This window comes from Actinobacillus equuli, from assembly GCF_900636745.1.
Classification (GTDB): Bacteria; Pseudomonadota; Gammaproteobacteria; order Enterobacterales; family Pasteurellaceae; genus Actinobacillus; species Actinobacillus equuli.
In genome coordinates this window covers 1,892,539-1,905,450 of record NZ_LR134310.1, presented here as the reverse complement: position 1 = coordinate 1,905,450, position 12,912 = coordinate 1,892,539, and the positions used below count along the sequence as shown (strand labels likewise).

The 12,912-nt window shown below is 39.5% G+C and carries 15 protein-coding genes; 10 read left to right on the top strand and 5 right to left on the bottom strand.

What is annotated here, in order from left to right; genetic code table 11:
• Positions 1–756 carry a metal ABC transporter ATP-binding protein gene (locus tag EL121_RS08945; RefSeq protein ID WP_039196257.1) on the top strand — a complete coding sequence of 252 codons (756 nt, stop codon included), beginning with the start codon at positions 1–3 and terminating at the stop codon, positions 754–756.
• A 105-nt stretch (positions 757–861) separates the two neighbouring features.
• Here EL121_RS08945 and EL121_RS08940 read toward each other — a convergent pair whose 3' ends face one another.
• From EL121_RS08940 to EL121_RS08925, 4 genes are read right to left on the bottom strand one after another with little or no spacing between them, the layout of a single operon-like run.
• Positions 862–1,353, bottom strand: a complete 492-nt coding sequence (locus tag EL121_RS08940; protein WP_039196255.1) for a YbaK/prolyl-tRNA synthetase associated domain-containing protein — start codon at positions 1,351–1,353, stop codon at positions 862–864.
• Positions 1,354–1,367: 14 nt separating this feature from the next.
• A complete protein-coding gene (locus EL121_RS08935) occupies positions 1,368–2,462 on the bottom strand; it encodes a threonine synthase (RefSeq protein WP_039196253.1) in 1,095 nt (364 codons plus the stop codon).
• Between the two features lie 10 nt (positions 2,463–2,472).
• A complete protein-coding gene (locus EL121_RS08930) occupies positions 2,473–2,835 on the bottom strand; it encodes a RidA family protein (protein ID WP_039196251.1) in 363 nt (120 codons plus the stop codon).
• Positions 2,835–3,467: a helix-turn-helix transcriptional regulator gene (locus tag EL121_RS08925; protein WP_039196249.1), complete on the bottom strand. Its 633-nt coding sequence runs from the start codon at positions 3,465–3,467 to the stop codon at positions 2,835–2,837. Before EL121_RS08925 ends, EL121_RS08930 begins: the two co-directional genes overlap by 1 nt.
• Positions 3,468–3,667: 200 nt before the next feature.
• Between EL121_RS08925 and apt the strand changes: the two genes are divergently transcribed.
• The 9 genes from apt (at position 3,668) to EL121_RS08880 (ending at position 11,402) form a co-directional block, all read left to right on the top strand.
• A complete protein-coding gene (gene apt, locus EL121_RS08920; protein ID WP_014991082.1) occupies positions 3,668–4,207 on the top strand; it encodes an adenine phosphoribosyltransferase in 540 nt (179 codons plus the stop codon).
• Positions 4,208–4,252: 45 nt separating this feature from the next.
• Positions 4,253–6,319 carry a DNA polymerase III subunit gamma/tau gene (gene dnaX, locus EL121_RS08915; protein ID WP_039196248.1) on the top strand — a complete coding sequence of 689 codons (2,067 nt, stop codon included), beginning with the start codon at positions 4,253–4,255 and terminating at the stop codon, positions 6,317–6,319.
• On the top strand, positions 6,319–7,227 hold the full coding sequence (locus EL121_RS08910; protein WP_039196246.1) for an ABC transporter ATP-binding protein: 909 nt from the start codon (positions 6,319–6,321) through the stop codon (positions 7,225–7,227). The genes dnaX and EL121_RS08910 overlap by 1 nt, the downstream gene beginning before the upstream one ends.
• Position 7,228: 1 nt before the next feature.
• Positions 7,229–7,990, top strand: coding sequence for an ABC transporter permease (locus EL121_RS08905; RefSeq protein WP_039196245.1), 762 nt, complete (start codon positions 7,229–7,231; stop codon positions 7,988–7,990).
• 76 nt (positions 7,991–8,066) lie between these two features.
• Entirely contained in the window at positions 8,067–8,825 is a 759-nt protein-coding gene (gene modA, locus EL121_RS08900) for a molybdate ABC transporter substrate-binding protein (RefSeq protein ID WP_039196243.1), read from the top strand.
• 56 nt (positions 8,826–8,881) lie between these two features.
• Positions 8,882–9,571, top strand: a complete 690-nt coding sequence (gene modB / locus EL121_RS08895) for a molybdate ABC transporter permease subunit (RefSeq protein ID WP_039198940.1) — start codon at positions 8,882–8,884, stop codon at positions 9,569–9,571.
• A 3-nt stretch (positions 9,572–9,574) separates the two neighbouring features.
• Positions 9,575–10,630 (top strand): molybdenum ABC transporter ATP-binding protein ModC, encoded by a 1,056-nt coding sequence (gene modC / locus EL121_RS08890; RefSeq protein ID WP_039196241.1) that lies wholly within the window; start codon positions 9,575–9,577, stop codon positions 10,628–10,630.
• 48 nt (positions 10,631–10,678) lie between these two features.
• Positions 10,679–11,113: a type II toxin-antitoxin system RatA family toxin gene (locus EL121_RS08885; protein WP_039196239.1), complete on the top strand. Its 435-nt coding sequence runs from the start codon at positions 10,679–10,681 to the stop codon at positions 11,111–11,113.
• Positions 11,073–11,402 carry an RnfH family protein gene (locus tag EL121_RS08880; protein ID WP_052190372.1) on the top strand — a complete coding sequence of 110 codons (330 nt, stop codon included), beginning with the start codon at positions 11,073–11,075 and terminating at the stop codon, positions 11,400–11,402. The genes EL121_RS08885 and EL121_RS08880 overlap by 41 nt, the downstream gene beginning before the upstream one ends.
• Before the next feature lie 43 nt (positions 11,403–11,445).
• Here the strand turns inward: EL121_RS08880 and tdeA are convergent, their stop codons facing one another.
• The gene (tdeA, locus tag EL121_RS08875; RefSeq protein ID WP_039196235.1) at positions 11,446–12,837 is read right to left on the bottom strand and encodes a toxin/drug exporter TdeA; all 1,392 of its coding nucleotides are present in this window, start codon (positions 12,835–12,837) and stop codon (positions 11,446–11,448) included.
• Positions 12,838–12,912 lie beyond the last annotated feature (75 nt).

Below are 12,912 nucleotides of genomic sequence, written 5' to 3'. Positions count from 1 at the left end.
ATGGCATCCATTCCAACCTCTATTTCTGTTGAAAAGCTAAGTGTCCGTTATAACAACGGGCATTTAGCCTTACATGATGTTTCTTTCCAACTGCAAAACGGTACGATTTGTGCCTTAATCGGTGTAAATGGCGGTGGTAAATCTACGCTATTTAAAAGTTTAATGGGATTAGTCAAACCTCAAACCGGCACAATCCTGTTAAACCAAATGCCAATTCAACAAGCTTTGAAACAGAATCTGGTTTCTTATGTGCCGCAAAGCGAAGAGGTCGATTGGCAATTTCCTGTTTCCGTTTACGATGTCGTTATGATGGGACGCTACGGCTATATGGGATTGCTACGCCGTCCTTCATCTCTTGATAAACAAAAAGTGATGCAAGCGATGGAACGAGTGGATATTTGCCATTTACAACACCGTCAAATCGGTGAACTTTCTGGCGGACAGAAAAAGCGTGTATTTTTGGCTAGAGCATTGGCGCAAGAAAGTCAGATTATTTTACTGGACGAGCCGTTTACCGGTGTTGATGTCAAAACCGAAAATGCCATCGTTGAATTGTTGCAGCAACTGCGTAGCGAAGGACATTTAGTTTTAGTTTCAACACACAATTTAAATAGCGTGCCTAGCTTTTGCGATCAAGTATTGATGATCAATCGTACCTTACTTGCTGCCGGGAAAACCGAAACCACCTTTACTACCGAAAATCTGGAAAAAGTCTTTGGCGGTGTACTGCATTATCTTGCTAAAGATATCGGATAGATTGATAAAGACCGCCAAAAGCAAGCGGTCTTTTTTTCGTATTTTTTAACATTATGTAATTGGTTACATAAAAGCGATTAAATTTAATCTAAAACCGAGTAGTTTCTATATATCTCTTTTCACAAAACTCACTAACATCGGCTGCACAATACGTGCATAATCTTGCGTATTTAAAATAATTGAACATTCTAACGTACCGGCGTTAAAAGCAAGTTCAGCATAGCGTTTAAGTAAACTAGGATCTGCAATAAGTTTAAGATCCGGATGAAAGCTAAAAGGTGGAATTGCACCAAATACACAATCTGTAAGTTCATCAACTTCTTTAGGGCTAGCAAGAGACGCCTTTGTACCACCTAAGTATTGGGCAATTTGATTTAAATCAGCCTGCTCATCGGCTGGTAAAATAGCGAGTACTGCTTGTTTTACACCATTTCCTTTGATTTTACATACCAAGGCTTTTGCCCCTTGCCCGATTTCCGTACCACGAATTTTCGCAACCTCTTCCGATTTACCGGCACTAGTATGATGGACTACTCGATAACGAGCTTGATATTGGTCTAAAAGTGCGGTCAAATTTTCGAATGTTTTTTCCGACATATTATTTCCCTCATTTAATGATCTGATTTCAGTCCAGCACCACACATCGTAATTAAGCAATCTTCTACTGTACCATATAGTTCACAGTAGTGAAGATAAGCCGCATAGTTGGCTGCGGTAGTATGTTCACAATAAATTCCTTTTTTGGCTAAAGCGTTTCGTGCCGCAAGAATTTTATCTTCCGGTGCATGAACAAAACGAATCGCATATTTTTCCGCATAAGCTAAAATTTCACTTGCTCGCATAGGCTGTCCAATGGCAATACCTTCGGCGATAGTCGGCTTAATCTCAACCTGTTCTGCAAATTTTTGCCCTTTTTTGACCGCTTGCAATAATGGATCACAATATTCGCTTTGTAATGCAATAATCGTTGGCATTTCATCAATAACGCCACTTTCCAACAAATGTTCTAGTCCTTTAATGACACCAATAAACAAAGTACCGTTTCCAACCGGAACGACAATATGTTTTGGAATCCGCCCGAGCTGTTCAAACGTTTCATAAATATAGGTTTTCGTACCTTCGTAGAAGAAGGGGTTATACACGTGATTAGCATAATAAACGCCCTCATTTTCAACCTTAGCACGACATACATCGGCACAATGATCACGGCTACCTTTAATCACATTAGCTTTAGCACCATGCGCCTCAATCATATTAATTTTTTTCGGCGATGTTCCTTCCGGTACAAAAATTTCACACTGAATACCCGCTTTAGCGCAATAGGCTGCGACACTATTTCCTGCATTACCACTACTATCTTGTACCACCGATTCAACACCAATCGACTTACAATGACTGATAAGTACCGCCGCACCACGGTCTTTAAAGGAAAGCGTTGGCATAAAGTAATCCATTTTTAATAATACATTTTCATCAAAGCGGACTATCGGCGTCATCCCCTCACCCAAGGAAATATCACGCCAACTTTCATCTTGCAAAGCGATAAATTTTCGATAACGAAATAAGCTCCACTCATGCTGATCAACCTGATTGAGATCAAATTTAGGTGGCTGATAATCTAATGACCATAACCCGCCACATTGACATTTTGCTTGGCGAGTAGATACCGGCGCAATTTGTTGGCATTGATTACAGATAAATTTCATATTGATTCTCCTAAGCAAATTCGGCAACCGCATCAATTTCGATAAGTGCGTTGTAATGCAAATTACCGCAAGGTACAACAGTACGAGCAGGTTTGTGTGAACCGAAAAAATCAGCATAAACTTGATTCACCGTATCCCAATAAGCTACATCGGGAATATACACACGGCATTGCACAACATCATTTCTACTAAGACCGGCAGCGGCGAGTACTTGAGCTAAATTAGCGAGAGCTTGTTTAGTTTGAGCGGCAATATCACCAACAATTTTCCCATCAGCATTAAATGGAAGTTGTCCCGATATATACAACATTCCGTTGGATTTTATTGCCGGTGAATAATGCCCTTTACTTTGATTCGGTAGAATAATTTCCATTAGCGTTTTCCTCTTACTTCATCTAAATAACTATAAATGGTCACTTTATTTACGCCTAATTTTTCAGCAGCTTTTTCAATACTGCCTTTCATTAAAAACAAGCCTTTTTGTTCCATAAAACGAATCTTTTCAATTTTTTCATCCCGAGACATTGTTTGAACAGATTGTCCGTTTAAAATTTTATCCATTAAATTTTCTGCCATTGCAGAAAGCGGAAGTTCTTCCGTTTCAGCTGTTTGCTCAGTTTGTTTTATCTGATTTAGGTTAGGCAATAAGGTATTTAAATAAGCGATTTGCTCAGTAATCGGTGTTGTGTCAATGTTGATACATAAAGCACCAACCAGCTGTTGGTTTTGGTCAAAAATCAGTTGAGTGGATGAACGAATAAGTTTACCCTCGACTTCAAAATAGTAATTGGCTACATAGTTATTATTCAGCTTATCCGATAACATCACTTCCTTAACCAAATGGTCAAAATTCTGCCCCGGTTTACGATGTGTAACATCGCCGGCAACATACACAACCGAATGCTCAGGGCGGTTTAAATCATGTAAAACCACTTCACAACTTTTTCCGAGCGTTTCAACTAACATATCTGCCATCGAAACATAAGGGATAAGAATTTGGTTCATAGTATCTCCGTAGAATTTTTTATACAGAATATATAACTTATTCTATACAATCAATAAATTTGTATAATTTTTTATATAAGAAATATACTAATCACATTGAAAATGATGCCGAATTGCTGACTTTCCTTAAATTTTCCTTGTAATTTTGCTCAGTTTTGCTAAATTCTTCAGGTTATTTTGCTATTTTTTAAGGTCTAACCATGAACCAATTAGATTTAATCAAATCATCTATCAAATCTATTCCTGACTATCCGAAAGCAGGTATTATTTTCCGTGACATTACCTCATTATTAGAAGTGCCGGAAGCATTCAAGGCAACCGTAGATGCGATCGTTGCTGAATTTAAAGATAAAGGTATTACTAAAGTCGTTGGAACAGAATCTCGCGGCTTTATCTTTGGTGCACCGGTAGCGCTTGCGTTGGGCGTACCTTTTGTATTAGTTCGTAAACCTAAAAAATTACCTCGTGAAGTTATTTCACAATCTTATTCTTTAGAATATGGTGAAGATACGCTGGAAATCCATTTAGATTCAGTAAAAGAAAGTGACAACGTATTAGTTGTAGACGATTTATTGGCAACCGGCGGTACGATTGACGCTACGGCAAAATTAATTCGTCGCTTAGGCGGTAAAGTAGAACATGCTGCATTTGTGATCTGGTTACCGGATTTAGGCGGTAAAGAACGTCTAGAAAAAGAAGGCATCAATTCATTCACATTAGTTGAGTTTGCCGGTCATTAATATTTCTTAGTACGGAATACTATTCCGTAACAAATAAGAGTCGCAATGAGTTATCAAGTTTTAGCCCGTAAATGGCGTCCGCAACGTTTTTCTGAAGTTGTCGGACAGCAACACGTTTTATCAGCATTAGAGAATGGTCTGCGTGAAGGCAGACTTCATCACGCCTATCTGTTTTCCGGTACGCGTGGTGTAGGTAAAACCTCGATTGCACGCCTATTTGCAAAAGGCTTAAACTGCGAAACCGGTATCACCGCCACACCTTGCGGTGAATGCGCAAATTGTAAAGCGATCGAAGAAGGTCGCTTTATTGATCTGATTGAAATTGATGCGGCTTCACGCACCAAAGTCGAAGACACCCGTGAACTGCTTGATAACGTTCAATACAAACCAACAGTCGGACGCTTTAAAGTTTACCTGATTGACGAAGTGCATATGCTCTCGCGTCACAGTTTTAATGCGCTACTTAAAACGCTTGAAGAACCGCCTGAATACGTGAAGTTCTTACTGGCAACGACAGATCCACAAAAACTTCCGATCACGATCTTATCCCGTTGTATGCAATTCCATTTGCGTGCGTTGGATCAAGCTCAGATCGCAAACCATCTCGAATTTATCCTGCAACAGGAGAATATTCCCTACGAGTCAGCTGCTATTGAAAAACTAGCAAAAGCGGCCCAAGGTAGTATTCGTGACTCATTAAGTTTAACTGATCAGGCAATTGCAGTAAGTAATGCAAATATTAGCTTACCAATCGTACAGCAAATGCTCGGTTTAATTGATGATCACCAGCCAATCGAATTAGTCACCGCACTTGCCCAAGCAGACGGTGAAAAAGCAATGTCAGTTATTCAATCTGTTGCTGAAAAAGGGGTTGATTGGTCACAACTACTCTCGGACATTGCCCAAACTTTACACCAAATTGCGATGCTTCAGTTGCTCAAAAATAGTGGGCAGGAACAAACTCAGCTGCATTTTTTAGCAAAACAAATTGCGCCTGAAGACGTACAATTTTTCTATCAGTTAATGCTCAGCGGTAAAAAAGAACTGGAATTTGCGCCGGAACAACGTGCCGGTGTAGAAATGACTATTTTACGTGCATTGGCTTTCCATCCTAAACGTACTGAAGAAATTAATCGCCAACCGGTAAGAGAAGTTGTTCAAACAACAGCGACTGTATCGCATACACCGCAGCAAAATATTGAACAGCTCAAAGCTCGTCTAACACAAAACCACACACCGCAAGCGGTTAATTCTGCTCAAAATTTTGCAACACAACCTGTTGCAAAAATGCCGGAAAATTCAACCGCTTATCCGCAACCCGCCGCAAGTGTAGTTGAAAGCGATTTAGCGCCAGTGTCACCGGCACTTGCAGCAATGCAAGCCCGTAAGCAATTACAGCAAACTCAGGCACAACTTACTCAAAACGAAAAAAAAAAGTCTGAGTTAGCTAAACCGGCTATTTCATCGGCGAGCAGACCAAATCCACAAAAAACGCCAAGTTTACAAGAGCGTTTTATGAATTTGGCAACTGAGCAACAAACGCAAGCTCGGCTTCAATCGGCAAAGCAACCAGAAAAACCGTTAAGCGATGAAGATTATCGCTGGACGTGGCTCAATCCCGAATTAGAAACCCAAAATGAAAGCACTAAACCATCCGATATCAAACAAGCGATCTTGCAAGAGCGTACGCCGGAATTAGTGGCAAAAACAATCGCATTATCTTGCGAGCAAGACGAATGGTGCCAAATTGTGAATGAATTAAAACTCGGTGGTTTATCTCGTCAAGTGGCATTAAATAGCTATTTAGCCGAAAAACAAGGTGAACAGCTTAAATTGATCCTCAAGCCAGCAATGGCACATTTGGATAATGCAGAATCTCGTCAAAGCCTAGCGACAGCCTTACAAGAAAAAGGCTTTAGCTATGAATTGAGTATTGGCGAAAGTGCTGAATATAAAACACCGCTTGAAATTCGCCGAGCAATTTTTGAAAATTTAACGCTCGAAGCGAAAAAAGCACTTACTAATGATGAAAAATTAATGTTGTTACGCCAAACATTTGATGCGGAAATCGACGAAAGCACGATTCGAGCTGTTGCAGAGAATAAAGAATAATGAAAGCTTTAGAAATCACGAATCTTATCAAAACCTACCCGACCGGTGTGCAAGCGGTAAAAGGTATCGATTTAAGCGTAGAACAAGGCGATTTTTACGCATTGCTTGGTCATAACGGTGCGGGTAAATCAACTACCATTGGGATCATTAGTTCTCTAGTGAATAAAACCGGCGGTAGCGTGAAAGTATTCGGTTACGATCTTGATACGCAAAAAATTCAGCTTAAACAGCAAATCGGGCTTGTACCGCAAGAATTTAACTTCAACCAATTTGAAAAAGTGATTGATGTTCTAACCCAACAAGCCGGTTATTACGGTATCTCACATAAAGAAGCCTTAATTCGAGCTGAAATTTGGTTGAAAAAACTCGATCTTTGGGAAAAACGAAGCCATTTTACCCGTGAGCTTTCCGGCGGCATGAAACGCCGAGTAATGATAGCCCGAGCTTTAATGCATAACCCGAAATTGCTGATTTTAGATGAGCCTACCGCTGGGGTAGATATTGAGTTACGCCGTAGTTTATGGGACTTCTTACGTGAACTGAATCAACAAGGTACAACCATTATTTTAACTACTCACTATTTGGAAGAGGCCGAAAATCTTTGCCGTCATATCGGGATTATCCAAAACGGTTTATTGGTTGAAAATACTTCAATGAAAGCCTTGCTTGCCAAATTAGAAACGGAAACCTTCGTGCTGGATTTGCAAAAAAAATTGGAAAATCAACCGCTTGTCATCAATCACTATCCATTTAAATGGCTCGATGAGAACACTTTAGAAGTTGAGGTGCAGCGAGAACAAGGTTTAACCAACCTGTTCCAACAAATTGCAGCACAAGGATTTGAAGTCTCAAGTATGCGTAACAAATCCAATCGTTTAGAAGAATTGTTTATGAAAATGGCGAATTAAAATGAATTTAACAGGATTCCTCACCCTTGCCGGCAAAGAATCACGCAGAGTGATTCGTATTTGGAAACAAACGCTTGTTCCGCCCATTATTACCACAACGCTCTACTTTCTGATTTTCGGAAAGTTAATCGGCGGTCGTATCGGGGATATGAGCGGCGTAAGCTATATGCAATTTATTGCACCCGGACTTGTAATGATGACGGCAATCACCGCCTCTTATGTTAATAGCGCATCGTCATTTTTCCTGAGTAAATTCACTAAAACCTATGAGGAATTGCTCGTCTCGCCACTCTCCAGTCATGATATTATTTGGGGATATGTTGCGGGAAGTATTATTCGAGGTGGATTGGCAGGCATTTTAGTCATGCTAGTTTCGCTCTTTTTCGTCTCCTACAACATTCATTCGTGGGCGATTATTTTATTAACATTATTGATGACAACTATTACCTTCGCATTAGGTGGTTTAATCAATGCGGTATATGCTAAGTCTTTCGATGATGTGGGCTTAATTCCAACCTTTGTACTCACGCCTCTCACTTATTTAGGCGGCGTATTTTATTCTATTTCGCTATTACCAGAATTTTGGCAAGCCATCTCAAAATTTAATCCAATTGTGTATATGATCAACGGTTTCCGCTACGGATTTCTTGGTATTACAGATGTTTCTGTAGTTTATACCTTTTCAGTATTGAGTAGCTTTATCGTTATTTTGTATTGGTTTGCTTTTTCATTGATAGAGAAAGGCACTGGCCTACGTTCTTAAAATAAATTATGTAGACTTGCAAAAAATACGAAAAATTAAACCGCTTGTTTTACATAATTATATAAAAGGAGACCTAATGAAAGCATTAACAAAACTTTTTCTAATCGGTAGTATACTTTTTTCATCAAGCTTGGCATTGGCAAAGGATATTACCGTTTTTGCAGCTTCATCAATGACCAATGTATTACAAGAAATCAATCAAGATTTTGCCAAGCAATATCCTGATGATAAAGTAGTATTTTCCTTTGCATCCAGTTCGGTATTAGCCAAACAAATCGAACAAGATGCGCCAGCAGATGTGTTTATTTCCGCCGACCTGAAATGGATGGACTATCTAAAAGAGAAGCAGCCCGCCAAAACGCAAAATATTCTCCATTTGGTTAAAAGTGATCTTGTTTTAATCGCTCCCAAAGATAGTCCATTAACAACAAGCGACATACAAGCGGTCGATTTTGACAAAATTTTAGCAAATAATTATTTATCGATCGGTGATCCGGCTCATGTACCGGCAGGCAAATATGCGAAAAAAGCGCTAGAACATTACGGCTTATGGCAGCAAATTGAGCCTAAACTTGCCCGAGCCAAAAATGTACGTGATGCACTTTCGTTTGTCGAACGAGGCGAATCGCCGCTCGGTATTGTTTACTCTACCGATGCGAAAGTTTCTAATAAAGTGAAAGTGATCGCCGTTTTTCCAACCGAAAGCTATGGTGAAGTTATTTATCCGGCTGCGACAGTGAGCGATAAAGTGCAAGCTAAAACATTTTTAGATTTCCTAAAAACGCCGAAAGCCAAAGCGAAATTTGAAGCTGCCGGTTTTTACCCGATTCATTAATTCGACAAAAGGGATAGATAACGCTATTCCTTTTCTGCTTATCTATGGTTGAAGCAATGTTCAATTTTACCCCTCAAGAACTTGATGCTATTTTCTTAAGTTTGAAAGTGGCTTTACTGGCGGTTGTCGTATCACTACCGTTTGCCATATTTATCGCTTGGTTATTATCTCGCAAACAATTTTGGGGTAAAAACTTATTAAACGGCATTGTGCATCTGCCGCTTGTATTACCGCCAGTGGTTATTGGCTATTTATTATTGGTTTCGATGGCAAAAAAAGGTGTAATCGGTCAATATTTATGGCAATGGTTTGAATTTTCATTCAGTTTTTCTTGGAAAGGTGCGGTTCTCGCCTCAATGGTTATGGCATTTCCGTTGATGGTTAGATCAATCCGCCTGACATTAGATGCGGTAGATCCGAAATTGGAACAAGCCGCACGTACCCTCGGTGCTTCGCCGTTAAAAGTCTTTTTTACCCTCACGTTACCACTTTCCTATTCGGGGATTATTGCCGGAGCGGTACTCGGCTTTGCCCGTTCATTGGGCGAATTTGGGGCAACAATCACCTTTGTCTCCAATATTCCGAATCAAACCCAAACCATTCCGTCCGCACTCTTTACTTTTATCGAGACACCGGGCGGAGAACTGGCTGCCGCACGTTTATGTGCCGTTTCGATTATGATTTCCTTAATTGCACTGTTTGCTTCCGAATGGTTTGCTGAAAAGCAGAAACGTTTACTAAATTAACTTATGCTTCAATTAAATCTACATCAGACACTCGGACAACTTGAGTTAGCGGTAAAGTTAGATATTCCGAATAAAGGCGTTACCGCTATTTTTGGACGTTCCGGTGCGGGTAAATCGAGTCTAATCAACTTAGTTGCAGGTTTATCTACACCACAAAAAGGCTATATCCGACTTAATCAACAAACCTTATTCGATAGCGAGCAAGGGCTCAACCTTGCTCCGGAAAAGCGAAAAATCGGCTATGTATTTCAAGAACACCGACTTTTTCCACACTATACCGTTGAAAAGAACCTCAAATACGGCTACAAGCGGTCGGATTCCACTCATTTTTTGCAAATCGTACAATTACTTGGTATTGAGCATTTACTCACTCGTTTTCCGGCTAGCCTTTCCGGCGGTGAAAAGCAGCGTGTCGCGATCGGTCGAGCGTTATTAAGCGAACCGCAATTATTACTGATGGACGAACCATTATCCGCACTTGATTTACCACGCAAGCACGAATTAATGAATTATTTGAGCAAACTTGCCGCCCAAATTGAAATCCCAATTTTATATGTCAGCCATAGCTTAGATGAAATCATTCGTTTGGCGGATAACCTTATTTTGCTCGAACAAGGTAAAGTTACACTTTTCGATAGTGTTACTAACGTGTGGCATCACCCTGCTTTTATGGCTTGGCAACCGGATTCACAAAAGGTTAGCTTATTAGAATTAACGATTCATTCTTACCAACCCACTTACAAAATGGTTGGCTTAAATCTTGGTACGCAACAAATTTGGATCAACGAAACACCGCATTATCAAATCGGTGATAAATTACGCATTACTATTGCCAGCAAAGATGTGTCTATCAGCTTAGAAAAGCCGAACCAAAGTTCTATTCGTAATATATTACAAGGCAAAATTATGCAGATTATTGAGCAAAGTGAACGAGTGGATATTGCCGTCTTAGTTGATAACTACACAATATGGGCGAGTATTAGCTTATGGTCATTCGATGAATTGGCATTAAAAGAAGGGCAAAATGTCTATTTACAAGTCAAAAGCGTTTCTTTATAGAAATGCAAAAATTTAGTAAAATACGACCGCTTATTTGAGAGAGAAATCATGCCAATAGTAAACCAATCATCCCTCGTCGCTTATAGCGCTGAGCAAATGTATCAGCTCGTGAATGACTACGAAAAGTACCCGCAATTTTTATCCGGCTGTGTAGGTACTAAAACTATCAGTCGTGGTGAAACCGAATTAGAAGCCGAATTACATATTCAGAAATTAGGTATTAGCCAAACATTTAGTACACATAATACCATGCGCCCGAATGAGCGTATTGAAATGAAGCTAATCAAAGGCCCATTTCGTTATTTACAAGGTGTTTGGACATTCCAACCCTTTGATGAACAAAGCTGTAAAATCAGCTTACAACTTGAATTCGAATTTTCGAATCCTGTTGTCGGTATGGTGTTTGGGAAAGTGTTTAACGAAATGACCATAAAAATGGTCAATGCGTTTAAACAGAGAGCCAAGGAGGTTTACGGTGTCTGAATCAGAAAAAATTATTGTTGAAGTTGCTTATGCCTATCCAGAACGTTTTTTCCTTAAAAAGCTCACACTTGATAGTGCAACCACAATTCAAAATGTGATTTTGCAATCTGGTATTTTAGAAAAATATACTGAGATCGATCTGCGTACCAATAAAGTCGGTATCTTTAGTCGTCCGGCAAAATTAACCGATATGGTGGAAAATGGTGATCGAATTGAAATCTACCGCCCATTAATTGCGGATCCGAAAGAAATTCGCCGTAAGCGAGCGGCAGAACAAAACAAAAAATAAGAAAAAAGCACGAAAAGTAAAATGCTCTTCGTGCTTTATTTTATTAACGCAGATATTTACCCGCCATTGATTGATACACCGTATTCTCACCTGAAAGAATCGTATATTTCTGATTCAAAATCGAAAGCTGAGAACTAAGTTCGGTGTTCATTGCACCAATCCACTCGCGGAATTCTGATGCACCTTGTTCATAACGATTTTTATAATAAGTGCTAATTCGCTTATCATGTTCATACGCTTTTTGTAAGGTTGCATAGCTACTACGAGCTTGCTCATAAGCATAATAGTGCGTATCGATTTCATTCAATGCGCTTGTTAACGTTTGCTCATAATTTAATTTTGCCGTCATATAATCAGACTCTGAAATTTTCACGTTATTTTTCACACGATTCCAATCTAAGAATGGTAGATCAAATGAAATCACACCATTACCAACCGGATTATCAGCAACATTATATGCTTTCGCGGCATTACCGGAAATTGAAGCACCTAAAGTAACGGTTGGGAACCAGCTTTTTTCCGTAGCGGTTAAACTATTAAATGCACTTTGTAAGCGGTTTAAACGAGCGGTTACATCCGGACGGTTTGCAATGGCAGAAACCGGCACATTTAAATCAACGCCTTGTAATTTCACGCTCAAAATACTTGGGTAGCGAGACGGTAATGATTGATCCGGTTTTAAATTTAATAAATTACGTAACGTTTGTTCCGCCGTTTTTAAATTCGTGCGATAAGCAATCAAGTTATTACGAGCATTTAATGTTGCTTGTTGTGCTTGTTCTACCGCTAAACGGTCAATTGCACCCGCCGCTAATTTATTATTTAAAATACGTGAAATTTGTTCGTAGTTTTTAATCGTACGTTCAATTACATTGATCGCATCTTTGTAGTAAGCAATTTGGTAGTAAGTCGTTACAACTGAGTTGATTAAGGAAAGACGCGCAGATTTTAAATCTTCAATCGTTGCTTTATGCTCCCACTCCGCAGCACTAGTCGCATCGGCTAAACGGCGCCATAAATCCAGCGTATAACTTAAATTAAATGCCGCATTATTCGAAACGGTAGAAATGCCAGTTGAGACTTGATTTGAAGTTGAACCTACACCTTTAGACGCTGATGTAGAACCTGAACCACTAAAAGTCGGTACTAAATTCGCACCGACTAAATTTGCGTTATAAAGCGCTCTATTCACAGCAATGGCGCTTTTAGCTAAATCTACGTTATTCGCAATCGCTTGGTCTATAACTGCGTTAAGTTGGCTATCATTATAACCTTTCCACCACTGTTCATTAATTTGAAATTGTTTTGTTATCTCTTGATATTGTTGATAAGTTGCTTGAGCTTGTTCAAGAGAGCCGTCTTTACTCATATTCGTTGAACAAGCTGACAATGCAAGTACAACTGAAAGTGTTAAAGCTAATTTTGAAAGTTTCATACAATTTCCTTGAAACGAGGATAATAGAGAAATGGATATTCTAAAGAAATCTCTGTTTCCTTACCAGTTACTATA

Bases quoted from the DNA above. Each gene is read 5' to 3' on its own strand.
- EL121_RS08945 (WP_039196257.1), top strand. From the start codon at position 1: ATGGCATCCATTCCAACCTCTATTTCTGTTGAAAAGCTAAGTGTCCGT.
- EL121_RS08940 (WP_039196255.1), bottom strand. From the start codon at position 1,353: ATGTCGGAAAAAACATTCGAAAATTTGACCGCACTTTTAGACCAATAT.
- EL121_RS08935 (WP_039196253.1), bottom strand. From the start codon at position 2,462: ATGAAATTTATCTGTAATCAATGCCAACAAATTGCGCCGGTATCTACT.
- EL121_RS08930 (WP_039196251.1), bottom strand. From the start codon at position 2,835: ATGGAAATTATTCTACCGAATCAAAGTAAAGGGCATTATTCACCGGCA.
- EL121_RS08925 (WP_039196249.1), bottom strand. From the start codon at position 3,467: ATGAACCAAATTCTTATCCCTTATGTTTCGATGGCAGATATGTTAGTT.
- apt (WP_014991082.1), top strand. From the start codon at position 3,668: ATGAACCAATTAGATTTAATCAAATCATCTATCAAATCTATTCCTGAC.
- dnaX (WP_039196248.1), top strand. From the start codon at position 4,253: ATGAGTTATCAAGTTTTAGCCCGTAAATGGCGTCCGCAACGTTTTTCT.
- EL121_RS08910 (WP_039196246.1), top strand. From the start codon at position 6,319: ATGAAAGCTTTAGAAATCACGAATCTTATCAAAACCTACCCGACCGGT.
- EL121_RS08905 (WP_039196245.1), top strand. From the start codon at position 7,229: ATGAATTTAACAGGATTCCTCACCCTTGCCGGCAAAGAATCACGCAGA.
- modA (WP_039196243.1), top strand. From the start codon at position 8,067: ATGAAAGCATTAACAAAACTTTTTCTAATCGGTAGTATACTTTTTTCA.
- modB (WP_039198940.1), top strand. From the start codon at position 8,882: ATGTTCAATTTTACCCCTCAAGAACTTGATGCTATTTTCTTAAGTTTG.
- modC (WP_039196241.1), top strand. From the start codon at position 9,575: ATGCTTCAATTAAATCTACATCAGACACTCGGACAACTTGAGTTAGCG.
- EL121_RS08885 (WP_039196239.1), top strand. From the start codon at position 10,679: ATGCCAATAGTAAACCAATCATCCCTCGTCGCTTATAGCGCTGAGCAA.
- EL121_RS08880 (WP_052190372.1), top strand. From the start codon at position 11,073: ATGCGTTTAAACAGAGAGCCAAGGAGGTTTACGGTGTCTGAATCAGAA.
- tdeA (WP_039196235.1), bottom strand. From the start codon at position 12,837: ATGAAACTTTCAAAATTAGCTTTAACACTTTCAGTTGTACTTGCATTG.